Below are 22410 nucleotides of genomic sequence, written 5' to 3'. Positions count from 1 at the left end.
TCTCAGCCAGCCTCGTTGGGCGGCCAGTCCTGAGCGTCGATATTGTCCGTCCAGATCAGGAAGTTGGTCAGGTCGCGAATTTCTTCGTCGCTGAGGTTGAAATTGGGCATCTGCCGACGACCGGGAATGCCGGTCGGTTGTGCCTCCATCCAGCCCTTGAGGGATTCAAAGGCTGATTCCGGGTCGTCCAGCACACCCCAACGTGTCATCACGTTGCCGACTTCGGGGGCGAAATAGGCCCCTTCACCCAAGATCGTGTGACAGTTGATGCACGCGTGTTTTTCCCAGACGTGCTTGCCCCGAACCACACTTTCATCGAGTTTTGCCGAATTCTCGGAATTCACGATGTACCAGTGGGAATGGGCCGACAGGGCCAGAAATATTAGGATAAAGAACAGGGACCCGCCATAGAATATGTTGCGAGCCATGCTCTTGGTCATGACTTCTCGCATTGCGCTCTCCTTTGCGCAGTTTAGCTTGTCTAGCCAGAATGGCGGCTGGGCCGAAGGAGGGCCTTAACGAAAGTCAAGGCTGGCGGAAGTAAATGAAAATCATCCCTCCCGGCCCGTACGAGGGCCCGTCAGCGCAGGCCACATGGCGATCAGGTAAAGCGCAAAGGCACAGACCCACAGGCCGTCCGACAACAGCATCGCCACCATATAGCCTGCGTTCAGCTCGGCCCCGATCCAGCGTGACAGTGCAGCAACCGCCATCAGACCATAGGCCACGACCATCGGGGCGGGCGCGATTAGTGCACGGCCGCTGTGACCCAGCGCGGCGCGGCTCATGACTGCCAGGGTCATACCGCCCACACACCCTATGCCCAATACGTGCAGGGCGGCGATTTCATTGCCCAGACCCAGCACTGCCAGCCCCCACAAGATCAACCCCATCGCCAACATGCCTAGACCCAAATGCAGCGCCAGCAGAATTGGCTGCCGGGCGGCCCAGCGGCTGCGCCAATTAGCCATGCGCAGTATCTGAACCACCCCAAGGGCAAGCGCCAAAACCCCGGCCAACGGCCCTGCACCCAGCACCAGAACACCCAGCGGCAAGATCAGGGCCAGAACCATGCCTGCCTTGTCGAACAAGGCGACCGAAACCGGCCAGTCCGCCTCTGGGACCCCAGCGCGTTTCATGGCATTGCGGGTAAAGGCCGGAGTAATCCGACCACCCAAAATGGCGATCATCGCACACAACGCCAACAATCCCGCGCGCAGCCCAGTTTGCAGGGTGCCTTCAGTGGTCCCAATCCATTGCAGATGTGTCATCATGTCCGCGACCCAGATCAAGCTCAGCAACAGCAGGAAAATCATGTTCTGCGGCTTGGGACGGCGGATCAGCTGCGTAGCTATTTTGGCCCCCAGAACCGGCACAAAGGCCAGGTCGACCACCGCAACCAGAACTGGCGGCAATACACCTGAAAACCACATGGCCATCCGACCGGCCAACCACAGCCCGGCAGCCAGAGTGATAAAGTGCGCCCGCGCCTCGGGGGCGCCGGTCCAGTTCGGTACTGCGGTCAGAAAGAACCCGCCCAGCGCGGCCGTCGCATAGCCGAAAATCATCTCATGCGCGTGCCACATCGGCGGCGTCATACCGTAATCCGGCGCCATGTAAGGCACTGTCAGCCACAGCCCCCAGACCACGCCGACAAACAGGCCGTAGAGACCGGCAGACAGAAAGAAAACACGAAATCCTTCACCAAGAATGCGGGCGATGATTGTGGGCATGGCTGCTCTCCTCAACCGTTTTTTTCAGCCCTAGCAGCCAACCCGCGCAACGGACTTAACAAAAATCAATCCTCACGAAAAACATGCCTCTAAAACACAGATTTTATGACGGTTTTTTTCGCCATTTTTTCCTGCCGAACCCTTGAAATGGGCCCCTGGCGTTGACTTTCGTCAAGGAGCCGTCGGACGCGATGTTTCACCCTTGGACCTGCCTCACCACGCAAATGGAGAGTGATCATGTCACTTGGAATCAGCTACAACAAAACTGGCCGCGCCTTTGGGGTCGGTTTGGCGATGCTGCTGGGCAGCGTCGCTGCGCCAACCTTCGCCGAAGAGCCAACCCTTAGCGAGGAAGCCTTTGAATCCTCCAAACAACTTTATTTCGAGCAATGCGCAGGCTGTCACGGCGTTCTACGTAAAGGTGCCACCGGTAAAAGTCTTGAACCGATGGTCAAAACCAAAAACGACGATGGCACCGTAACCGAATCCGGCACCCTAAAACTAGGTCAGGAACGGCTTGAAAAGATCATCGCCTGGGGAACCGAAGGCGGGATGAACAACTTCTCGGACATCATGACCGAGCAGGAAATAAAGGACATGGCGACCTACATCATGATGGAGCCGCCAAAGCCGCCTGAAATGTCACTTGAACAGATGATGGCGACCCGCAAGGTCTATGTCGAAGAAGCCGATTATCCAACCGAGCCGCTGCATGGCCGTAACTGGGAAAACTTCTTTGTTGTCATCGAACGCGATGTGGGCAAGGTGGCCGTGATCGACGGCGACACGAAAGAGGTTCTGACACACATCCCGACCGGCTATGCCGTTCACGTTCTGAAAGCATCTGAACACCACGCACTGGAAGAGCCAGAACAGCCCGGGCGTTTCTGGTACACCATGGGCCGTGACGGCAAGATGACTAAGATCGACCTCTGGCAGACGCCAGACAAGATGTTGGTTTCCGAGGTCAAGATTGCCTATGACGCCCGCGACGTTGCCGTTTCTGGTGACGGCAAATACGTCATCGGTGGGGGCTATTGGCCGCCGCATTTCGCAATCGTCGACGCCCAGACCATGGAACCGGTCAAGGTCGTATCAACCCGCGGTGTGAACGTGGACGGGGATTACGTGGAAGAGGCCCGTGTGGCCGCAATCTACACAACTCCGAACGAACCCACCTGGATCGTTGCCGTGAAGGAATTGGGGCAGTTGTGGCAGGTCGATTATACCGATCTGGACAACCTACGGATCGACAAGATCGACAGCGCCAAGTTCTTGCATGACGGGTTCTTTGACCCGACAGGCCGATACTTCCAGATCGCCGCGAACGCGTCGAACAAGATGGTGGTTGTCGATACCGAAACCCACAAGCTGGAAGCGATGATCGACACAGCCGCGTTGCCGCACCCAGGTCCGGGTGCCAACTGGGTCGACCCAAATTGCGGCCCGGTTGCTGGTACGACACACCTTGGTGTGGGTACCGTGACCGTCTGGGGTAACGATCCCGAAAACCGCCCGGATGATGCCTGGAAAATCTGTTACGAAGTGGAAACCGACGGCCCCGGCCTGTTTGTCCGTACGCACCCGAATTCGGACTACATCTGGGCTGACCAGACCAAACACCCGGAACCTGAAGTTCAGCAATCGGTGCAGGTCATCTCGAAAGAGACCGGCGAGATCGTGAAAACCATCCAGATCACCGAAGACGAAGGCAGCGCCGCTGTTCACTTTGAATTCAACGCGGATGGTACCGAGGTCTGGGTTTCCAAGTGGAACCTGTCGGACTCGAAAGAACCTAACGGTCAGATCGTGATCTACGACGCCAAGACGCTGGAAGAAATCGGCCGCATCGAAGGGCTTTATGCTCCGACCGGCAAATTCAACGTCTACAACCGTTCGAACCACGTCACCTGACGAGTTCGCAACCAAAACCGGAAAGGGCGGGCCCCTCGCCCGCCCTTTCCTTGTTTGACCAAACAGCCAAATCCACCGGCCTGCCACCCAGGGCCAGATAAGACAGCCAAACGGAGCCCGGATATGACTTCCGAACCGGAAAAAAAGAAACCAATTTGGCGCCGGTATTTCCTGTGGGGAATGCCCGTGGCCGGAATAGCCGTGGCCTTTGTCGCGGGCATCGTCTTTTGGGGCGGGTTCAACACCGCCATGGAAGCCACCAACACAAAGGAATTCTGTGTCTCGTGCCACGAGATGCGTGATTTCGTCTATGAGGAATACACCGGCACGATCCATGACGTGAACCGGTCTGGCGTGGGCGCGGTCTGTTCCGACTGCCACGTTCCCAAGGACTGGACCCACAAGATGATCCGCAAGATCAAGGCGTCCAAAGAGCTGTATGGCAAGCTGGTCGGCACCATCAACACCCGCGAAAAGTTTGAAGCCAAGCGCGTACATCTGGCGATGAATGAATGGGAGCGGATGAAATCCACGGACTCACGTGAATGCCGCAACTGCCACGATTTTGAATCGATGATGCCCGAGTTCCAGAAACCGCGCGCACGTCAGCAGCACCTGAATGCGATGGAGATCGGCCAGACCTGTATCGACTGCCACAAGGGGATCGCCCACTCGGACGCCCGTGATCGGGCCGATGAGGACTATCTGGAAAAGCTTGAGGCACCCAACCCGGCCTTCATTCGTGAAATCCCGCAGGAATACCTGACCAGCCTTGCGAAGATCGAAGCCAAGGAAGCTGCCGAAGCCGAGGCTGAAAAAGCAGCCAAAGCCGCCCAGCAAGAGGCCGTTCAGGCACAGATCGCGGCCGCCGTAGACGCAGCCGTCGCCGAAGAACGCGCCAAGGCAAATGGCGAAGAAGCCGCAGCACCGGCAGGCGGCGGTAGTGATGTTGGCAGCAGCGTCGACTGGAATGCCATTGCAAGCGCCGATCTGAAACTGTTCTACCCCGGTCAAGCCTCGTTTGAGTGGGTGCAGAACGGCAAGTTCCACGGCGGGGCCCGTCCCCTGACCAAGGGCGGCGATCAATGCTCGACCTGTCACGCCAAAGAACTGGATACGATCGGCAACAAGATCGTTGCGGGCGGTGATTTGGAACCAACCCCGATCCCCGGCAAACGTGGTGTGATCGATGCGACCGTGCAGGCCGCGCATGATGACGAGAACCTTTATATCCGCATGCAATGGCCGGATGCAGGCCATAACCCTGCCCCCTTCGTCGATGGCGGCAAGATGGACCCCGACAACCAGATCAAGGTTGCAATGATGATCACCGGTACCGGGATCGAGTTAGGCGATCAGGTAGGCTGCTGGGCCTCGTGCCACGCAGACAACAGCTATATGCCATTTGATCCGGGCGCTGACGCGATTGCCGCCAATGGGGATATCGCAGGCCGCCTTAGCACTCAGGACACAGTGACCAAATACATCAGCGAAAGCCGGACCGAGGTCGAAGTTAAAGGTCGCCGCGGCAAGGCATTGGGTGGCTGGGACAAGTTGGAGGCCGAGGCGCAGATCCAGCAATACCTGGCCGATGGCACTTATCTGGACCTGATGCGTGTCTATGCTGATGGCAGCGCCTCCAACGGTTATCTGTTGGAACAGCGCGTGGTCAATGACGGGGAAATTGCCGCCTCGGCCAATCTGTCCGGTGGCGTGTGGACCGTCGTCTTCTCGCGGCCACTGAACTCGGGTGCGCCCGGCGACGTGCCGCTGGAACCGGGTCAGACCTATACGGTGGGCTTTGCCATTCATGATGACTTTGCCGCCGCGCGGTTCCACCACGTTACGCTGAACACCAGCCTGGCGCTGGACGACGACAGCGCGAACATCAACGTGGTCAAACAATAACGGATAGGGGCCGGAAAACCCGGCCCCCGCCCTTTTTTGGAAAGGAAAGATGGATCATGAAACCCCACTGCCTTCTTCCTGCACTTCTACTTCTCGCCCCACCCGTCTTGGCGGATGAAACCGCCGAGATTTGCGCCGAGGCCGAGCAACGCTATGTCGACTTGTTCGGGCAACCTTCGTCAGCCGTCGAAGACGCCGAAGTGGTGCTGATGTACAAATACAATTTCTGCCCCGGTCAGTTGACCGTGAAAGCAGGAACGACAGTGCGCTGGATGAACGTGGACAAACGCACCAGTCACAGTGTGCTGCTGAAAGGCGGCAGCGAACCCGAAAGCGACCGTTTGTTCCCTGAGGAATCCGTTGATCTGACATTCCTTACTCCAGGCCCGCAGGAATACCTGTGCGGGCCGCATTGGGAAACGCAGAACATGATCGGAATGATCACCGTAGAACCCTGAGCCGAGGCAAAAAATACAGGCAAGTCAAAGGAGCGCGGGCGCAAATCCCGCGCTCCTTAACTTTAGTCAAGGAAGCTGCGCGCAGAATCCGCCAACCTGTTCTCATGACACGCCCGGTTCGCCCAGCAACGTCCCTTTTCGCAGGCAAACCCGGGCTCGGAAGACATTCAGACCAAGCGAGTTTGCACATGAGCGGTAAGGTTTTTCTAATTGGCGCCGGCCCCGGCGACCCCGAACTCATGACCCTGCGTGCCTTGCGCATGCTGCAAGAGGCCGACGTGGTCGTCTATGACCGGCTGGTTTCGGACGACATCCTAGCCCTGCATGCCGAAAAGGCGCGGCTGATTCCGGTTGGCAAGGCCCCCAAATGCCATACCGTACCGCAAGGTCGCATCAATGAGATTCTGTTGGAAGAGGCCCGCGCCGGTCACACCGTTGCACGGCTGAAAGGCGGCGACCCGATGATCTTTGGCCGTGGCTCGGAAGAAGCGGCGTATCTTGTGGCCCATGGCGTCACGGTCGAGTACGCACCCGGCATCACGGCCGCGCAGGGGGCATCCTGTTCGACCGGCGTGCCGCTGACCCATCGCGGGCTGGCAACCTCGGTCCAATATGTCACTGGCCACCGGCAGGAAGACAAGGTGCTGGACCTGGATTGGAAGCGGTTGGCCGATCCCGACTCGACGTTGGTGGTCTACATGGGCGTAGCCAACATTGGCCAAATCGCCATGGGGTTGATGACCGAGAACCTGCCCGGATCGACCCCCGTGCTGGCTGTCAGCAAAGCCACCACACGGGCCGAACGTCGCATCGTGTCCCGGTTGGACAGGCTGGCCACCGACGTGCGCAGCGCTGCACTTGAGGCACCCACTTTGTTCATCATCGGACAGGTGGTTTCGCTGTATGCCGAACGTTCGGTGGCCGAATTGATGGAACAAGCGCATGGCTAGGCTAGGTCACCGGACTGTTGCGCCTGGCAGGCAGAGCAGCCAACCGTTGACTTCGGTTCTGCTGGCCGGCGCGGTTGTGATCGCCACCTCGGCATTTGCCGCCGACACCTTGAACCCCGACGCCCTGAAACGGCTTGTCCATCAGGATTGCGGGTCGTGCCACGGGCTGTCGCTGAAGGGTGGCCTTGGTCCCGATCTTCGGTCCCAAACGTTGCAATACTATGATCCGGACGTGCTGACCGGCGTCATACTCGACGGGATTCCCGACACGGCAATGCCCCCCTGGCGCCCCCTTATTACCGAGGAAGAGGCCGAATGGATCGCCCGTTACCTGCTGCAACAGGAGGCACAATGAAACAGCTTATTCTTGGCCTTGCCGCCACCCTGATGATGACCTCGGCGCATGCTGAACCAACCGCCACCGGTGATCTGGGTCTTGTGATCGAACGCGCCAAGGGTTCGGTCCTGTTGGTAGATCAATCCGACCGGGCCGCGCTGGCGCGGATCGAAGGGCTGGGCGATCTGTCCCATGCCTCGCTGGTCTATTCGCCCGACGAACGCTTTGCTTATGTGTTCGGGCGCGATGGCGGGCTGACCAAAGTCGATATCGTCACCCGACAGATCGTGAACCGCGTCGTACAGGCCGGTAACGCAATTGGTGGCGCAATTTCAGACGACGGACAGCTAGTCGCCGTGTCGAACTATGAACCCGGCGGCGTCCGTGTGTTCGACGCCAATACGCTTGAGTTGGTCGCAGATATCCCAACGGGTAGCAAAACAATCGGTCTGGTCGACGCGCCGGGCCGCAGGTTCGTCTTCACCATGTGGGACTCTGGCGAAACCTGGTTTGCCGATTTCGCGACAGGCACGCCCGAGATCACCAAGATTCCCGATATGGGCAAAAACCCCTATGACGCGCTGATCACCGCCAATGGCCGCACCTATATCACTGGCCTGTTCGGCGAGGACGGGCTGACCGCGCTGGATCTCTGGGCCGAGGCCCCGGAACCGATCCGCGTCCTACCGGATTACGGGCGCGGGCAGGAAGAAATGCCTGTCTACAAGATGCCCCACCTGGAAGGTTGGGCGCTGACTGGCCGCGAATTCGTTCTACCCGCCGTGGGCCATCACGAGGTTCTTTGGATCGATGCCGACACTTTGATCGAAACCGGACGCACACAGACCCACGGTCAGCCGGTCTTTGCCATGGCCCGGCCCGACGGACGGCAAGTTTGGGTGAATTTCGCCCATCCGCTGAACGATACGATTCAAGTGATCGACAGCGTCACCAAGGACATCATCCACGAATTCAAACCCGGTCCAGCCGTACTGCATATGGAATTCACCCCGCGTGGGCACGAGGTCTGGATCAGCGTGCGCGATGCCAACAAGGTCATGGTTTATGACACGCAAACCTTTGAAAAGCTGCGCGAGATTGAAGCGGACAGCCCATCAGGCATCTTCTTCACCGCACGTGCGCACAGAACGGGGCTTTGAGACGATGGATCACATCACTGACCCGATCGACTGTCGCTTGCTGGACGAGTTTCAGCGCGATTTTCCCATAACCGACCATCCGTTTGAGGTACTTGGCGCAGCGTTGGGTCTGGACGAGGCCGAGGTCATCGATCGCCTGACCCGGATGCGCGCAACCGGTCGGATCACGCGGGTGGGTGCGACGATTGCACCGGGGACAGTATCGGCCAGCACCCTGGCCGCCGTTGCCGCCCCCGAGGAACAGTTGGAAGAAATCGCCGCCCTGATCGACGCAGAACCCGGAGTGAACCACAATTACCAGCGCGAGGATACGTGGAACCTTTGGTTCGTTGCCACCGGGCCGGACCGGGTGCATGTGAACGATACCCTTGCCCGGATCGCCCGACGTACCGGGCTGCGCGTACTGGACCTGCGGCTGGTACGCCCATTCAATGTCGATCTTGGTTTTCGAATGTCGGGCGATTCCCGCAATGTGCCCGGCCCCCGCAAGGTGGATCGCTCGGCCATGCGGGACGGCGACCGCGCCCTGCTACAGGCGCTCAGTTCCGGCCTAGAACTGGTCGCGGAACCCTATACCGCGCTGGCCCGATCAATGAACCGATCCACGCCCGAGGTTCTGGCGCGGATCAAGGCGCTGCACGATGCCGGCATCATCTCGCGCCTCGGTGTCATCGTACGTCACCGGGCGCTGGGTTGGTCGGCCAATGCGATGGTGGTTTGGGACATGCCCGCCAGTCAGATCGATACTGCCGGCCCGGCGCTGGCCGCACATCCCGGCGTGACCCTGTGCTATGAACGTAACCCGGTCGAGGACGTCTGGCCTTACCGCCTGTATTCCATGATTCACGCCCGCTCGCGCAGCGAGGCGCAAGAAGTTCTGTCCGGCGCCGTTGCCCTGCCGGAACTTGCCGGTGCGCGCCACAAAGTTTTGTTTTCGACCCGCTGTTTCAAACAGACCGGCGCATTGATCCAACCGAAAGAGGCCGCCGCATGAGACTGGACGAAACCGACCGTGCAATCCTGAACCGAATGCAGGACGACCTGCCGTTGATCCCTCATCCCTATGCCGCGATTGCCACCGAACTTGGCATTCCGGAAAGCGAATTGCTACACCGCCTCAGCCGCATGAAAGAGGAACGCATCATCACCCGCTTCGGTCCGTTTTTCGACGCGGCCGCCATGGGGGGTGCGTTCTGTCTGTGCGCCATGGCGGTGCCGGTCGAAAATTTCGAAACCGTCCTGACCAAAGTCAATGCGCATGCGGAGGTTGCCCATAATTATGAACGTACGCACCGGCTGAACATGTGGTTCGTACTGGCCACCGAAACGCCCGAGGGGATCGAGGCCACCGCTGATGCGATCGAACGGGAAACGGGGATCGAGGTTCTCCGTTTCCCCAAATTGCAGGAATTCTTCATCGGCTTCCGGGTAGCGGCATGATCGACGCAAAAGACAGAGAGATTATCGAGGCGCTGCAAGGCGGCCTGCCCCTAGTGCCCGCGCCCTATGCGCGGGTGGCCGAGCGTCTTGGCATCGACGAAGACGCGTTGCTGTTCCGCCTGGCCGAACTGAAATCGCGCGGCGTTATCCGTCGCATTGCCGCTGCTCCTAATCACTACAAACTGGGCATGACCTCGAACGGCATGACCGTGTGGGATGTGCAAAACGACCGTGTGACTGAACTGGGCACCCAGATCGGCGCGCTGCCCTTTGTCACCCACTGCTATGAACGCCCCCGCGCCCTGCCCGACTGGCCTTACAATTTGTTTGCCATGGTTCACGGCGCGGACCGTGACGAGGTCGAAGAAAAGCGCGCCGAGATCACCGCCATTCTCGGCGATGCCTGTCGGGCCAAAGACATCCTCTATTCCACGCGCATTCTGAAAAAGACCGGGCTGCGCCTGAAAGCGAAAGGCTGAAACATGTTCCGCCTGACCGAATACATGCACCAACTCGTCACCCCGACCCCGGTGCGCAAACGCCGCCCCGGACCGGTGAAACCGGTGGTGATCTGGAACCTGACGCGGCGCTGCAATCTGAAATGCCGCCATTGCTACACCGTCTCGGCGGATGTTGCGTTCCCCGGTGAGCTCAGCCACGAGCAAGCCATGGTAACCCTTGAGGATCTGGGCCAATTTCGCGTCCCGGCCCTGATCCTCTCGGGTGGGGAACCGCTGGACCGGTTTGATTTCTTCGACATTGCCAAACGCGCCCGCGATCTGGTGCCGATGCTGGCGCTGTCGACCAACGGCACGCGGATTTACGATGAAACCGCTGATATGATTGCCGATGTGGGATTCAACTATGTCGGCATTTCGCTGGACGGGATCGGGGCCACAAATGACTGGTTCCGCGGCGTTGAAGGCGCCTTTGCCGACGCATTGCGCGGTGTGCGCGAATGTAAGAAACGCGGGATCAAAGTGGGCCTGCGATTTTGCCTGACCGAGGGCACTCAGCATCACCTGCCCGACCTGCTGCAACTGTGCGATGACGAAGGGGTCGACAAGTTCTACCTGTCGCATCTGGTCTATGCTGGGCGCGGCGACAAGAACCGGGGCGAAGATGCTGAACACCTGCGCACCCGTAACGGGCTGGACCTGCTGCTGGAGCGCGCGTGGGAGGCCGCCTCGGGCGGGCGCCCGCTGGACATTGTGACCGGCAATAATGATGCAGATGCGGGGTACTTCCTGAACTGGGTGCGCACGCATTTCGATGCCGACAAGGCCGCTCATGTGCGCGAACATCTCGCCGCGTGGGGCGGGAATTCCAGCGGGTTGGGCGTGGCCAATATCGACAATCTGGGGCGCGTGCATCCCGATACGTATTGGTCCGACTACACGGTCGGCAACGTGAAGACCAAACCGTTCTCAGAGCTGTGGGCCAGCGAGGACCAGATGCTCTCTATGCTGCGCACCCGACCACGTCCGCTGAAAGGGCGCTGCGGGGCCTGCCAATTAAAGGACGTCTGTGGCGGCAACACTCGTATCCGGGCTTTGCAGGTGACCGGCGATCCCTGGGCCGAAGATCCGGCCTGCTATCTTTCCAATCAAGAAATCGGCGTGGATGACGCAGGCGAACGCCTTAAGGTCACGCCGTTCCGGGGGAAACGTCATGATCCGGCACATCAGTTCTTTTGACACGTTGAAAATAGGCACGCTCTGCTCGCTGCTGCTGGCTGGTTCAGCATGGGCCGACGCCCCGTCGGACTATGCCGAACACTGCGCCTCGTGCCATGGCGAGAACCGTTTGGGCGGTGTTGGCCCGGCCCTGATCCCCGAGACGCTGAAACGCATGCGCGGCCCGCGTGTGGCCGCCGTGATTGCCGAGGGGCGTACAGCCACCCAGATGCCCGCCTTTTCGCATGAACTTGACGCCTTGCAGATCGAAGAACTGGCGGGTTGGCTGAAATCCCCGCTGGAAACCAACCCCGAATGGGGCGAGGCCGAGATCATAGCCAGCCGTACGCTGGACGCAGAATACAGCCCGGTCGATGCTCCCGTCTGGGACAGCGACCCGATGAACATTACGCTGGCCGTCGAAACCGGCGATCACCACGTCAGCGTGTTGGACGGTGATACGTTTGAAGTATTGGATCGGTTCGAAACCCCGTTCGCCGTCCACGGAGGCCCGAAGTTCAGCCCCGACGGGCGCTATGTTTTCATCATGTCGCGCGATGGTTGGGTTCAGAAATACGATATCTGGGCGCTGAAACAGGTGGGCCGCGTGCGCGCGGGGCTGAACAGCCGCAACATCGCCATGTCAGGTGATGGAAAATGGGTGGCCGTCGCCAATTACCTGCCCAACAGCCTGACCCTGCTGTCGACCAGCGACCTTTCGGTCGCCAAGGTCATCGAGATCAAAAGCAAAAAGGGCAATCCCAGCCGCGTTTCTGCCGTTTATCAGGCCCCGCCACGCGAAAGCTTTGTGCTAGCCCTGAAAGATGTTCCCGAGATTTGGGAAGTTTTTTACGGCGACAACCCGCCTCAGTTCGGACTGGGTCATGACTTCCGTATCGAAGGGCAGTTCAAGAACCCAAATCCCTTCCCGGTCCGCAAGATCACCACGCCTGACTATCTGGACGATTTCTTTTTCGACCAAAGCTATGAATACGTCATGGGTGCCTCGCGCGACGGCAAGGGCGGGCAGGTTATTGATCTGGTCATCGGTCAGAAAGTGGCTGATCTAGACCTGCCAGGTATGCCGCATCTGGGATCAGGCATCACGTGGCAGTACGGCGATACAACCGTGATGGCCACGCCGCACCTGACCGACGGCACCGTGTCTGTGATCGACATGCAGACATGGGAAACGGTCAAACGGATCAAGACCGAAGGGCCGGGTTTCTTCATGCGCAGTCATGAGAATTCTCCTTACGTCTGGGCCGATGTGTTCTTTGGGCCCAACAAGGATGCGATGCACGTAATCGATAAGCAAAGCCTTGAAATCGTGCAGACTTTACGCCCAGCGCCGGGCAAAACCGTAGCCCATGTCGAGTTCACCAAGGATGGGCGCCATGCACTGGTATCGATCTGGGAAGATGATGGTGCCGTGATCGTCTATGACGCGCAAACTCTGGAAGAGGTTCGCCGCTTGCCCATGCGCAAACCTTCGGGGAAATATAATGTCTGGAACAAAATCACCTTCTCGGAAGGTACCAGCCACTGAGGGCAAATGGCCGGTCTGGAAACTGGCCATCCTGCTCTACCCCGCCACGGCACTAACCGTGGCCATCAACCTGTTTCTGGCGGGTCTGGTTGCCAATGGCATGGGGCTTGGCGTGATCGCACCTGTAAGCGCAATCCTGTGGTCGATCCCGCTGGGCTTGCCCGCATCCTGGCTGGCCGGGCGCTGGTTGCGCGGGTTGATGGATGAAGCCGACGATTAGTCACAAATTTCGGATACCTGACCTAAGTCAAGTATCCGTCTGAGAGAATCCCGTAGGACAAAGGAAAGAACGCCGAGTTGGATTCTCCATGTCTGCCCCAGTCCCACTGCACACACTGTCTGTCCGCGCTTCACGCGCGGCGTGCGCCATGGCAGGCACCCTTCTTTTGCTGTTGCAACTGCTTAGTCCGGCGCTGGCGAGTCCCGAACAAAGCATGTGGGTTGAGATCTGCTCGGAGGCAGGCGCGGTCTGGGTTCAAGTGGACCTCGAAGAAGGGACCGAAGACCCAACCGCGCCCTGCCCGAAATGCGCCGACTGTGCCTTGTGCGCCGTCACCGCTGCGGCACCCCTGCCAAACCTGCCGGAACTGAAGTCGGACGGGATTGTTCAGGTCGCTCGCTGCGATGACCGCAATCTGGTCAATTGCTACCAAGTTAGGCGGTTGTGGCCCGAAACCAGAGGCCCCCCGCACGCGCCCCAAGAAACATCCGAACGCGCCCCGCGCGCGTCCATGGCGTCAATCCAAGTAACCGGAGGTGCGCCGTGGTCGTAAGTCGCGCAACCCATATCCTGCTGGCCTTTGTCCTGTCCTGCCTGATGGCGATCAGCGCCCATGCCGACAGCCTTGCCAGCTTCCTGCCCGAGATTGAGCCCTCTGACCTTGCCCCCGGTGCCGATGCCTTTGGCCCGGTGCGCGATGACGTGCCTGTTGCCCCGGTTCTGAAGGGGGGCGAAACCGTCGCCTGGGCTTTCCTGACTTCGGATTTCGTGGGCACGACCGGCTATTCGGGCAAACCCATCCATGTGGTTGCCGCAATAAACGCTGATGCCGTGCTGACCGGTGTGCAACTGGTCAAACACTCGGAACCCATCGTACTGATCGGCATTCCCAATTCGCGCATGGTCGAGCTGACCGAAGGCTACACCGGTCTGGACCTGAAACACGAGGCCGCAACGGGTGGTGAGGGGCATGACCTCGACATCATCTCGGGTGCCACTGTGACCATCATGGTGATCGACGACAGCCTTGTGCGCGGCGGTATCAAAGTGGCCCGCGCGCTGGGTTTAGGTGGGCTGTCGCCATTACAGGCCGACGGGCCGAAACGCGAAGTCGATATGGCTAAGAACGCCATCTATGACTGGACCACCCTGTCGGGTGACGGCTCGATCCGGCGGCTGACGCTGGATGTCGGTCAGGTCAATGCCGCTTTTGAAGCTACCGGAGATCAGCGCGCCATCAAACGCCCGGAACCGGGCGAACCGGATGACACGTTTATCGATATGCATATGGCGTTGGTCTCGGTTCCCTCGATCGGGAAATCCCTGCTGGGTGAAGCCGAGTATCAAAACCTGGTCGAGTGGCTGGACGACGGCGAACAGGCCATTCTGGTACTGGGGCGCGGGGCTTACAGCTTCAAAGGCTCAGGCTATGTGCGCGGTGGGATCTTCGACCGGATTCAGCTGATCCAAGGCGACAATTCGGTCCGGTTCTTTGACAAGCAACAAGAGCGCCTAGGCAAGGTTGCGGCCGCTGATGCGCCCAGCTTCACCGAACTGGATATCTTTAAAATCCCAGCCGAGGCGGAATTTGATCCCGCCGAGCCGTTCCGCCTGCAACTGCTGGTACAGCGGGCCGTGGGCGCAGTTGAGAAAACCTTCCTGACTTTCGATCTGGGCTACAAACTACCCGAGCAGTACCTACTGCCCGTTACCGCCCCAACCGTTGTTGACGACGCCACCGGCGAGGCCGCCGCCAAAGCCGCCCTGTGGAAGCGCATCTGGAAGGACCGCACAGTCGAAATTGGCGTCCTTGGCGTCATGCTGCTGGTCCTGACGGCGACGTTCTTCTTCCAGTTCCACGTGACGATGAACGCGAGGGTCTTCTATTGGTTCCGCATCGGCTACCTGACCATGACCCTGTTCTTCATCGGCTGGTACGCCAATGCGCAGCTGAGTGTGGTGAACCTGATGGCACTGGCTGGCAGCCTGCGGACCGGGTTCAGCTGGGACGCCTTCCTGCTGGATCCGCTGGTCTTCATCCAATGGTTCGCGGTCGCCGCCGCGCTGCTGTTCTGGGGGCGTGGGGCCTATTGCGGCTGGCTGTGCCCGTTTGGCGCGCTGCAGGAGTTGACCAACAAGATCGCTCGTGCGCTGAAAGTGCCGCAATGGACCCTTCCCTGGGGTCTGAACGAACGGCTTTGGCCCGCGAAATACATGATCTTCCTGGGTCTTTTCGGCCTCAGCTTCGTCTCGATCCCGCTGGCCGAAACATATGCCGAGATTGAGCCCTTCAAGACTGCCATCATTCTGAAATTCATGCGCGACTGGCCGTTTGTGGTCTTTGCGCTGACCCTGCTGGGGATCGGGCTGTTCATCGAACGGTTCTACTGTCGCTATCTGTGCCCGCTGGGCGGAGCGCTGGCGATCCCCGCCCGTATCCGCATGTTCGACTGGCTGCGCCGCTACAAGGAATGCGGCACCCCCTGTCAGACCTGCGCCAACGAATGCCCCGTTCAGGCCATCCACCCCACCGGTGAGATCAATCCGAACGAGTGCGTCACCTGCCTGCATTGTCAGGTGCTCTACCAGTCCGAGGACAAATGTCCCGTCGTTATCCGCCAACTGAAACGGCGGGCCAAGACAGGGTCGGTCGACCTCAAGACCCCCCTCGGACAGCCACCGGCGAACCATCCGAACGCCAAACCGCAATCCGTTTCCTAAAAAAGGAGGAACGAACATGTCGGAACATGACAACAAGCTGAACATCACACGCCGAGGGATGCTAGGTGCAACCGCAACTGGCGCGGTGCTGGCCGGGACCGGTCTGGGCTCGACCCTGATGACCGCGAAACAAGCCAGCGCTGCAGCCAACGCCAACCTGCAGCCTGGTGAGTTGGACGAATATTACGGTTTTTGGTCCTCAGGTCAGACTGGCGAGCTGCGCATCCTGGGCTTCCCGTCCATGCGCGAACTGATGCGCGTGCCAGTGTTCAACCGCTGCTCGGCCACCGGCTGGGGTCAGACCAATGAGTCGTTGAAAATCATGACCGACGGCCTGCTGCCTGAAACCAAAGAGTTTCTCGCCAAGCGTGGCATGAAAACCTATGACAACGGCGACCTGCACCACCCGCATATGTCGTTCACCGATGGCACCTACGATGGCCGCTACCTGTTCATGAATGACAAGGCCAACACCCGCGTTGCCCGCGTGCGCTGCGACGTGATGAAATGCGACAAGATCACCGAGATCCCGAACGCCAAGGCGATCCACGGTCTGCGTCCGCAGAAATTCCCGCGCACCGGCTATGTCTTTGCCAATGGTGAGGATGAAACCCCGCTGGTCAACGACGGCACAGTGCTGGACGATCCGTCGCAATACGTGAACATCTTCACCGCGCTTGACGGCGACACTATGGAAGTGGCGTGGCAGGTGATGGTGTCGGGCAACCTCGACAACACCGATTGTGACTATCAGGGCAAATACGCCTATTCGACCTCCTACAACTCGGAAATGGGTATGAACCTGGCCGAGATGACCGAGAACGAGCTGGACCACGTGGTTGTTTTCAACATCGCAGAAATCGAGGCGGGTATCGAGGCCGGTGACTATCAGGAACTGAAAGGCGTCAAGGTTCTGGACGGCCGTAAGGGTCAGAACAAGAAGTACACCCGTTACATTCCGATCCCGAACTCGCCGCACGGCATCAACACAGCGCCCGACGGCAAGCACGTCTGCATCAACGGTAAGCTGTCGCCGACCGTTTCGATCATGGACGTTACAAAGCTGGACGCCCTGTTCGAAAGTGATGCCGATCCGCGGTCGTGCATCGTGGGTGAGCCGCAACTGGGTCTTGGCCCGCTTCACACCGCCTACGACGGCCAGGGCAACGCGTTCACCACGCTGTTCCTGGACAGCCAGATCGTGAAGTGGAACATCGAAAAGGCAATCGAGGCTTACGGCGGTGCCGATGTGGATCCGATCATCTCGAAGGTCGACGTGCACTATCAGCCGGGCCACAACTCGACCTCCATGGGTGAAACCAAGGATGCCGACGGAAAGTGGCTGATTTCGATGAACAAGTTCTCGAAAGACCGCTTCCTGAACGTGGGTCCGCTGAAGCCCGAGAACGAGCAGTTGATCGACATCTCGTCCAACGAGATGAAAGTGGTTCACGACGGTCCGACCTTTGCCGAGCCGCATGACTCGATCATCGTTCGCAGCGACATCGTCAACCCGGTAAACGTCTGGGACCGCGCCGATGTTACATGGGAAGACGCCCGCAAACAGGCCGAAGCTGATGGCATCGATCTGGAAGAAGGCGCCGAAGAACCCATCCGGGACGGCAACAAGGTGCGGGTCTACATGACATCGCAAGCTCCGACCTTCAGCCTGGAAAAGTTCACCGTCAAACAGGGTGACGAGGTGACGGTTTACATCACCAACCTCGATGACGTGGACGACGTGACCCACGGCTTCTGCCTAGGTAACTACGGCATCGCAATGGAAGTTGCACCGCTGGCAACTGCCTCGGTCACCTTCACAGCCGACCGTCCGGGCGTACACTGGTTCTATTGCCAGTGGTTCTGCCACGCACTGCACATGGAAATGCGCGGTCGGATGTTGGTCGAACCGCAGGGAGCATAACCCATGCGTTGGCCTCTGCTCATACCGCTCCTGCTTGGCTCGCCCCTATGGGCGGCGGACTGGGATGTGCCCAACCGGGCGGGGGCCATTAATGAAACACTGGCGCAGGCGGCGGATGGGGACACCCTCCGCCTGAGCCCCGGTGTTTACACCGAAACGCTTGTGCTGGACCGGCCCGTCACCATCGATGGGCTGGGACAAGCCACCATTGACGGCCAGAGCACGGGAAGCGTCATCACCGTGACCGGACCGGGCGTGACCGTACGCGGTCTGACGGTGATCGGCTCGGGCTCAAGCCATGACGGGATCGACAGCGGCATCCAACTGACCAAAACGGCCAAAGCGCCGGTGGTCGAAGACAATGTGTTGTTGGGCAACCTTTATGGCGTCGACATTCACGGTGCCCAGGACAGCATCGTGCGTGGCAACCGGATCGAAGGTCGGCAAGACCGGCGGATGAATGACCGTGGCAATGGTGTCTATGTCTGGAACGCGCCGGGCGCGCGGGTTGAAGACAACGACATCCGGTACGGGCGCGACGGGATCTTTGTGAACTCGTCGAAAAAGAACACCTTTACAGGCAACCTGTTCCGCGACCTGCGGTTCGCCGTGCATTACATGTATGCGGACAATTCGGTCGTCAGCGACAATGTCTCGATCGGTAATGATCTCGGCTACGCGGTTATGTTCACCACAAACGTGACCGTGGCCAACAACGTGTCCATCGGTGACCGCGAACATGGCGTGATGCTGAACTACGCCAATAAAAGCACCATCACCGGCAATGTGGTGAAAGGTGCCAAGGAAAAATGCACCTTCCTGTATAATTCCAACAAGAACGAATTCACCGACAACTGGTTCCAGGGATGCGGCATCGGCATCCACTTTACCGCTGGCAGCGAACGCAACCGCATCGTTGGCAATTCATTCATCGGGAACCGGACGCAGGTGAAATATGTCTCGACCAAATGGGTCGAGTGGTCCGAAGACGGGCGCGGCAACTACTGGTCCGATTTCGCCGCATATGATGTGGATGGCAACGGCATCGCCGATGCCCCCTATCGCCCCAACGACTCGATGGACCATGTGCTGTGGACCCAACCCTCAGCCAAACTGCTGCTCGGCTCCCCAGCCGTGCAGTTGGTGCGCTGGTCGCAATCGGCCTTCCCGGCGCTGTTGCCGGGGGGGGTGATGGACAGCAACCCATTGATGCAAGCCCCTGAACCCCCAGCTATGAAAAAGGTGCCTCATGACGGATAAGGCCCTAGTTATCGACCATGTCAGCAAGGACCGCGGAAAAACCCGCGTTCTTGACGATATCAACCTGTCTCTTGCCCCCGGACAGCGCGTGGCGCTGCTGGGCCATAACGGCGCGGGCAAGTCGACCCTGATCAAATCCATCCTCGGCCTGACGCCGATCCATGGCGGAGCCATTCGGATCGGAGACGCCGCCCCTGGCAGCGCGCAGGCGCGGCGCGAAACGGCGTATCTGCCCGAGGCGGTGTCGTTTCATCCCGCTTTAACCGGACGGGAACAGCTAACACTGTTTGCGAAATTGTCGGGAACCAAATCTGATGTGTCCGGCCTGCTGAACCGTGTCGGTCTCAGCGATGCGCTGGATCGCCGGATCGGAACGTATTCTAAAGGGATGCGGCAACGTCTGGGCTTGGCTCAAGTTCTGTTGGGTCAGCCGAAAGTGGCGCTGCTGGATGAGCCCACCTCGGGGCTAGACCCCATTTCGCGGCAAGACCTTTACGCCATCATTGACGAGTTGGCAGCGAAAGGTACCGCCGTCCTGATCGCATCCCACGCGCTGACCGAGGTTGAAGCCCGCACCGACCGCATCGCCATCATGCGCAAAGGCCGGATGGTGGCTGATGATACGTTGACTAACCTGTCGGCCCTAGCTGGTCTGCCGATCCGCCTGCGCGTGCGCGCCAGCACCAACCCCGAAGCGCTGGCCGCGGCATTGGGTGGCGACCGGATCAATGGCGCATCCGTTGAGTTGCTGTGTTCCCCAGATGACAAAATGGAAGCCCTGCGCCGGATCGCCGGAATGGGCGATGCCGTGGCGGATGTGGAAATGACCCCACCCAAGCTGGAAGACCTTTATCGCCACTACGCTCAGGAGGAGATGCAATGACCCGCTTCCTCGCCATTACCCGCACGGAGATGCTGATCCTGCGCCGCAACCGCTGGCTGCTGGTGGCCACCCTGATCATGGTGCTGTTCGCCTTGGCGCTAACCTTTGCAGGCAGCGCGCCTACCGGTACGCTGGGCGTCGATATGCTGACCGTCTCGGTTGCCTCGATGACTACCTTGTCAGTATATCTTGCCCCCTTACTGGCGTTGATGATCGCTTTTGATGCCATCGCAGGTGACGTGGACCGGGGCAGCTTATCGCTGCTGCTATCCTATCCGGCGGGGCGTGGAGAAATCCTGTTGGGGAAATTCACCGCCCATCTGGCCGCACTTGCCTTTGCCATGACCGTCGGCTTTGGCACCGCTGGTGCAGTGGCCGCATGGTTCGGCGGCGCGGGGCCAGAAAGCCTGATGGCATTGCTACGCCTAATCCTCACATCCATCCTGCTGGGCGCCGTGTTTCTGGCGCTGGGTTACCTGCTGTCTGCCCTGGCTAGGGGCGCCACGGCAGCAGCAGGTTTGTCGGCCGGGCTCTGGCTGGTCTTTGTCGTCCTTTATGATCTGGGCTTGTTGGGAGCCGTCGTCATGGACAAGGGCGGCACCTTCACCCAATCCGTCTTTCCGTGGGTGATGGTAGCCAACCCGGCCGACGCATTCCGTTTGTGGAACATCGCCGCGACCGAAGGCGTTGCGATGGCGTCCGGCATGACCGGGGCCGCGCAGGCACTGCCCGTCTGGGCCGCTCCTGCCTCCCTGTTAATCTGGCCGGTTTTGGGCTTTGCTCTCGCCCGCCTCGCTTTCCGGAAGGTCGAGCCATGAAACGTCTTGCTTTGATCGCGTTTGTCGCGCTGGCGGCCTGCAAGGAAGAAGTCGCCGAGGCCCCGGACCCAGTGGACCTGACCCCCGATGCGCTCAGCTTTTTCTGCCAGATGAACATCGCCGAACATGGCGGCCCCAAAGGTCAGATCCATCTGGAAGGCTACCCTGCACCTCTGTTCTTCGCCCAAGTGCGCGACATGGTGGCTTACCTTAAAAGCCCCGAGCGTGATGCACCCATTGCAGCCGCCTATGTCAGCGATATGGGCGCCGCGCCCAACTGGCAACAGCCGGGTGTTTCCAACTGGATCGCCGCCGAGGGTGCGACCTTTGTGGTCGGAGCCAATGTTGCGGGCGGCATGGGCGCGCGCGAGGTGGTACCCTTTGCAGACCCCGCTGCCGCCGAAACCTTTATTGGCCAGTACGGTGGCAATCTGCTGCCTCTGTCCGGCATCCCCGACACCGAGGTTCTGGGCCCCGTTGATCTGGACCTGAAACTGGAGACCCCCTCATGACTGCCCTCTCCCGCCGCCGGTTTCTGACCATGTCCGCCGCCTGTGCCGCCTTTCCCGCGGGTGCCAAGTCTGCCCCTACGGCCCACTGGCACGGGGTCGCGCTGGGGGCCTCGGCCAGCTTGCGACTTGAGGGGCTGACAGACACACAGGCCGCGCCAATCATCACCGCGGTCGAAGCCGAAGTGAACCGGCTTGAGAACATCTTCAGCCTGTACCGACCGCAATCCGAACTCAGCCGCCTGAACCGCGACGGGCAACTGCCAGCCCCAGCCCCCGAACTGCTGAACGTCCTCAGCCTGTGTTCGGCCTTGCACGAGGCCACAGACGGCGTTTTTGATCCTTCAATTCAACCGCTCTGGTCCGCGCTGGCCAACGGGGCCACCGCGCAAGAGGTCCATTCCGCCCGAAAATCCATTGGATGGTCTCGCGTTTTAATCGGGTCCGACATGATCCGCCTGCCCCAACCCGGTGTTTCAGCACTGACGCTGAACGGTATCGCACAAGGCGCCATTACCGACCGCATCGCGGCTTTTCTGGCCTCGTACGGTCTACGCGATTTATTGGTAAATATGGGGGAAATCGCCGCCCTTGGCCATCGCCAAGACGGGCAAGCCTGGCAAGTCGGACTGGCCGGACCCGGCAGAGAAGTTCTCAAATCCATCGAATTAAGCGATCGTGCCGTTGCAACCTCGGACGCAGGCAACCTCATGCTGACCGATGATCAAGGCCACATCCTGAACCCGCAAGACGAGGTAGCAACGAACCACATAGTATCGGTCTCAGCCCCCAGCGCAGCCATCGCCGACGGGCTGTCCACGGCCTTGTGCGCGTTGCCTGAAACGCGCGTTGACGCCGCGATCAGGTCATTCCCCGAGGCGCGCAAAGAAATGTACATCTGAAAAAACTTCGGTGGTCATCTTAGTAAGCGAGGCCATTGGCTTTCCAAT

Annotated in this window: 22 protein-coding genes; 20 read left to right on the top strand and 2 right to left on the bottom strand. The window is 59.7% G+C overall.

The annotated features are described in order from the left end of the window. Positions 1-2: 2 nt before the first annotated feature. Together ACR0JB_RS12960 and ACR0JB_RS12955 are read right to left on the bottom strand one after the other, a co-directional pair. Positions 3-452 carry a c-type cytochrome gene (locus ACR0JB_RS12960; RefSeq protein WP_170350172.1) on the bottom strand — a complete coding sequence of 150 codons (450 nt, stop codon included), beginning with the start codon at positions 450-452 and terminating at the stop codon, positions 3-5. A gap of 99 nt (positions 453-551) precedes the next feature. Further along, entirely contained in the window at positions 552-1733 is a 1182-nt protein-coding gene (locus tag ACR0JB_RS12955) for an NnrS family protein (RefSeq protein ID WP_170399991.1), read from the bottom strand. 237 nt (positions 1734-1970) lie between these two features. Between ACR0JB_RS12955 and ACR0JB_RS12950 the strand changes: the two genes are divergently transcribed. From ACR0JB_RS12950 to ACR0JB_RS12855, 20 genes are all read left to right on the top strand, one after another. Next, positions 1971-3647, top strand: coding sequence for a cytochrome D1 domain-containing protein (locus ACR0JB_RS12950; RefSeq protein ID WP_170399993.1), 1677 nt, complete (start codon positions 1971-1973; stop codon positions 3645-3647). 123 nt (positions 3648-3770) lie between these two features. Further along, positions 3771-5555: a NapC/NirT family cytochrome c gene (locus ACR0JB_RS12945; RefSeq protein ID WP_170399996.1), complete on the top strand. Its 1785-nt coding sequence runs from the start codon at positions 3771-3773 to the stop codon at positions 5553-5555. 56 nt (positions 5556-5611) lie between these two features. Then, on the top strand, positions 5612-6013 hold the full coding sequence (locus ACR0JB_RS12940) for a cupredoxin domain-containing protein (protein WP_170350168.1): 402 nt from the start codon (positions 5612-5614) through the stop codon (positions 6011-6013). 188 nt (positions 6014-6201) lie between these two features. After that, positions 6202-6963: a uroporphyrinogen-III C-methyltransferase gene (gene cobA, locus ACR0JB_RS12935; protein WP_170399998.1), complete on the top strand. Its 762-nt coding sequence runs from the start codon at positions 6202-6204 to the stop codon at positions 6961-6963. A gap of 46 nt (positions 6964-7009) precedes the next feature. Continuing rightward, entirely contained in the window at positions 7010-7318 is a 309-nt protein-coding gene (locus tag ACR0JB_RS12930; RefSeq protein ID WP_254440561.1) for a c-type cytochrome, read from the top strand. Then, positions 7315-8460 carry a cytochrome D1 domain-containing protein gene (locus ACR0JB_RS12925; RefSeq protein ID WP_170400002.1) on the top strand — a complete coding sequence of 382 codons (1146 nt, stop codon included), beginning with the start codon at positions 7315-7317 and terminating at the stop codon, positions 8458-8460. The genes ACR0JB_RS12930 and ACR0JB_RS12925 overlap by 4 nt, the downstream gene beginning before the upstream one ends. Before the next feature lie 4 nt (positions 8461-8464). Next, positions 8465-9454, top strand: coding sequence for a siroheme decarboxylase subunit beta (gene ahbB, locus ACR0JB_RS12920; RefSeq protein ID WP_170400004.1), 990 nt, complete (start codon positions 8465-8467; stop codon positions 9452-9454). Continuing rightward, entirely contained in the window at positions 9451-9900 is a 450-nt protein-coding gene (locus ACR0JB_RS12915) for an Lrp/AsnC family transcriptional regulator (RefSeq protein ID WP_170377198.1), read from the top strand. Before ahbB (ACR0JB_RS12920) ends, ACR0JB_RS12915 begins: the two co-directional genes overlap by 4 nt. Then, complete coding sequence (gene ahbB, locus ACR0JB_RS12910) at positions 9897-10379, top strand: siroheme decarboxylase subunit beta (protein WP_170400006.1); 483 nt, start codon at positions 9897-9899, stop codon at positions 10377-10379. Before ACR0JB_RS12915 ends, ahbB (ACR0JB_RS12910) begins: the two co-directional genes overlap by 4 nt. A 3-nt stretch (positions 10380-10382) precedes the next feature. Next, positions 10383-11597: a heme d1 biosynthesis radical SAM protein NirJ gene (nirJ, locus tag ACR0JB_RS12905; RefSeq protein ID WP_170359403.1), complete on the top strand. Its 1215-nt coding sequence runs from the start codon at positions 10383-10385 to the stop codon at positions 11595-11597. Next, positions 11572-13125, top strand: a complete 1554-nt coding sequence (locus ACR0JB_RS12900) for a nitrite reductase (RefSeq protein ID WP_170400008.1) — start codon at positions 11572-11574, stop codon at positions 13123-13125. Before nirJ ends, ACR0JB_RS12900 begins: the two co-directional genes overlap by 26 nt. Next, complete coding sequence (locus ACR0JB_RS12895; protein ID WP_170350160.1) at positions 13082-13345, top strand: hypothetical protein; 264 nt, start codon at positions 13082-13084, stop codon at positions 13343-13345. Before ACR0JB_RS12900 ends, ACR0JB_RS12895 begins: the two co-directional genes overlap by 44 nt. A 148-nt stretch (positions 13346-13493) precedes the next feature. Then, complete coding sequence (locus tag ACR0JB_RS12890; RefSeq protein ID WP_480789971.1) at positions 13494-13898, top strand: DUF2946 family protein; 405 nt, start codon at positions 13494-13496, stop codon at positions 13896-13898. A gap of 44 nt (positions 13899-13942) precedes the next feature. Then, positions 13943-16066 carry a NosR/NirI family protein gene (locus ACR0JB_RS12885; protein ID WP_174821517.1) on the top strand — a complete coding sequence of 708 codons (2124 nt, stop codon included), beginning with the start codon at positions 13943-13945 and terminating at the stop codon, positions 16064-16066. 16 nt (positions 16067-16082) lie between these two features. Beyond that, positions 16083-17990 (top strand): TAT-dependent nitrous-oxide reductase, encoded by a 1908-nt coding sequence (nosZ, locus tag ACR0JB_RS12880; protein ID WP_170359395.1) that lies wholly within the window; start codon positions 16083-16085, stop codon positions 17988-17990. A gap of 3 nt (positions 17991-17993) precedes the next feature. Then, the gene (locus ACR0JB_RS12875) at positions 17994-19250 is read left to right on the top strand and encodes a nitrous oxide reductase family maturation protein NosD (RefSeq protein ID WP_480789970.1); all 1257 of its coding nucleotides are present in this window, start codon (positions 17994-17996) and stop codon (positions 19248-19250) included. Then, the gene (locus ACR0JB_RS12870; RefSeq protein ID WP_480789969.1) at positions 19240-20133 is read left to right on the top strand and encodes an ABC transporter ATP-binding protein; all 894 of its coding nucleotides are present in this window, start codon (positions 19240-19242) and stop codon (positions 20131-20133) included. The genes ACR0JB_RS12875 and ACR0JB_RS12870 overlap by 11 nt, the downstream gene beginning before the upstream one ends. After that, positions 20130-20951 carry an ABC transporter permease gene (locus ACR0JB_RS12865; RefSeq protein ID WP_480789968.1) on the top strand — a complete coding sequence of 274 codons (822 nt, stop codon included), beginning with the start codon at positions 20130-20132 and terminating at the stop codon, positions 20949-20951. Before ACR0JB_RS12870 ends, ACR0JB_RS12865 begins: the two co-directional genes overlap by 4 nt. Continuing rightward, positions 20948-21463: a nitrous oxide reductase accessory protein NosL gene (locus ACR0JB_RS12860; protein ID WP_480789967.1), complete on the top strand. Its 516-nt coding sequence runs from the start codon at positions 20948-20950 to the stop codon at positions 21461-21463. The genes ACR0JB_RS12865 and ACR0JB_RS12860 overlap by 4 nt, the downstream gene beginning before the upstream one ends. Beyond that, a complete protein-coding gene (locus ACR0JB_RS12855; protein ID WP_170400016.1) occupies positions 21460-22362 on the top strand; it encodes an FAD:protein FMN transferase in 903 nt (300 codons plus the stop codon). Before ACR0JB_RS12860 ends, ACR0JB_RS12855 begins: the two co-directional genes overlap by 4 nt. The last annotated feature ends 48 nt before the right edge of the window (positions 22363-22410 follow it).

The sequence above is a fragment of the Ruegeria sp. BI7 genome, assembly GCF_056537925.1.
This window is presented reverse-complemented; position numbering and strand designations above follow the sequence as displayed.

Coding starts and splice junctions, on each gene's coding strand:
- ACR0JB_RS12960 (WP_170350172.1), bottom strand. CDS start 452: ATGCGAGAAGTCATGACCAAGAGCATGGCTCGCAACATATTCTATGGC.
- ACR0JB_RS12955 (WP_170399991.1), bottom strand. CDS start 1,733: ATGCCCACAATCATCGCCCGCATTCTTGGTGAAGGATTTCGTGTTTTC.
- ACR0JB_RS12950 (WP_170399993.1), top strand. CDS start 1,971: ATGTCACTTGGAATCAGCTACAACAAAACTGGCCGCGCCTTTGGGGTC.
- ACR0JB_RS12945 (WP_170399996.1), top strand. CDS start 3,771: ATGACTTCCGAACCGGAAAAAAAGAAACCAATTTGGCGCCGGTATTTC.
- ACR0JB_RS12940 (WP_170350168.1), top strand. CDS start 5,612: ATGAAACCCCACTGCCTTCTTCCTGCACTTCTACTTCTCGCCCCACCC.
- cobA (WP_170399998.1), top strand. CDS start 6,202: ATGAGCGGTAAGGTTTTTCTAATTGGCGCCGGCCCCGGCGACCCCGAA.
- ACR0JB_RS12925 (WP_170400002.1), top strand. CDS start 7,315: ATGAAACAGCTTATTCTTGGCCTTGCCGCCACCCTGATGATGACCTCG.
- ahbB (WP_170400004.1), top strand. CDS start 8,465: ATGGATCACATCACTGACCCGATCGACTGTCGCTTGCTGGACGAGTTT.
- ACR0JB_RS12915 (WP_170377198.1), top strand. CDS start 9,451: ATGAGACTGGACGAAACCGACCGTGCAATCCTGAACCGAATGCAGGAC.
- ahbB (WP_170400006.1), top strand. CDS start 9,897: ATGATCGACGCAAAAGACAGAGAGATTATCGAGGCGCTGCAAGGCGGC.
- nirJ (WP_170359403.1), top strand. CDS start 10,383: ATGTTCCGCCTGACCGAATACATGCACCAACTCGTCACCCCGACCCCG.
- ACR0JB_RS12900 (WP_170400008.1), top strand. CDS start 11,572: ATGATCCGGCACATCAGTTCTTTTGACACGTTGAAAATAGGCACGCTC.
- ACR0JB_RS12895 (WP_170350160.1), top strand. CDS start 13,082: ATGTCTGGAACAAAATCACCTTCTCGGAAGGTACCAGCCACTGAGGGC.
- ACR0JB_RS12890 (WP_480789971.1), top strand. CDS start 13,494: ATGGCAGGCACCCTTCTTTTGCTGTTGCAACTGCTTAGTCCGGCGCTG.
- ACR0JB_RS12885 (WP_174821517.1), top strand. CDS start 13,943: ATGGCGATCAGCGCCCATGCCGACAGCCTTGCCAGCTTCCTGCCCGAG.
- nosZ (WP_170359395.1), top strand. CDS start 16,083: ATGTCGGAACATGACAACAAGCTGAACATCACACGCCGAGGGATGCTA.
- ACR0JB_RS12875 (WP_480789970.1), top strand. CDS start 17,994: ATGCGTTGGCCTCTGCTCATACCGCTCCTGCTTGGCTCGCCCCTATGG.
- ACR0JB_RS12870 (WP_480789969.1), top strand. CDS start 19,240: ATGACGGATAAGGCCCTAGTTATCGACCATGTCAGCAAGGACCGCGGA.
- ACR0JB_RS12865 (WP_480789968.1), top strand. CDS start 20,130: ATGACCCGCTTCCTCGCCATTACCCGCACGGAGATGCTGATCCTGCGC.
- ACR0JB_RS12860 (WP_480789967.1), top strand. CDS start 20,948: ATGAAACGTCTTGCTTTGATCGCGTTTGTCGCGCTGGCGGCCTGCAAG.
- ACR0JB_RS12855 (WP_170400016.1), top strand. CDS start 21,460: ATGACTGCCCTCTCCCGCCGCCGGTTTCTGACCATGTCCGCCGCCTGT.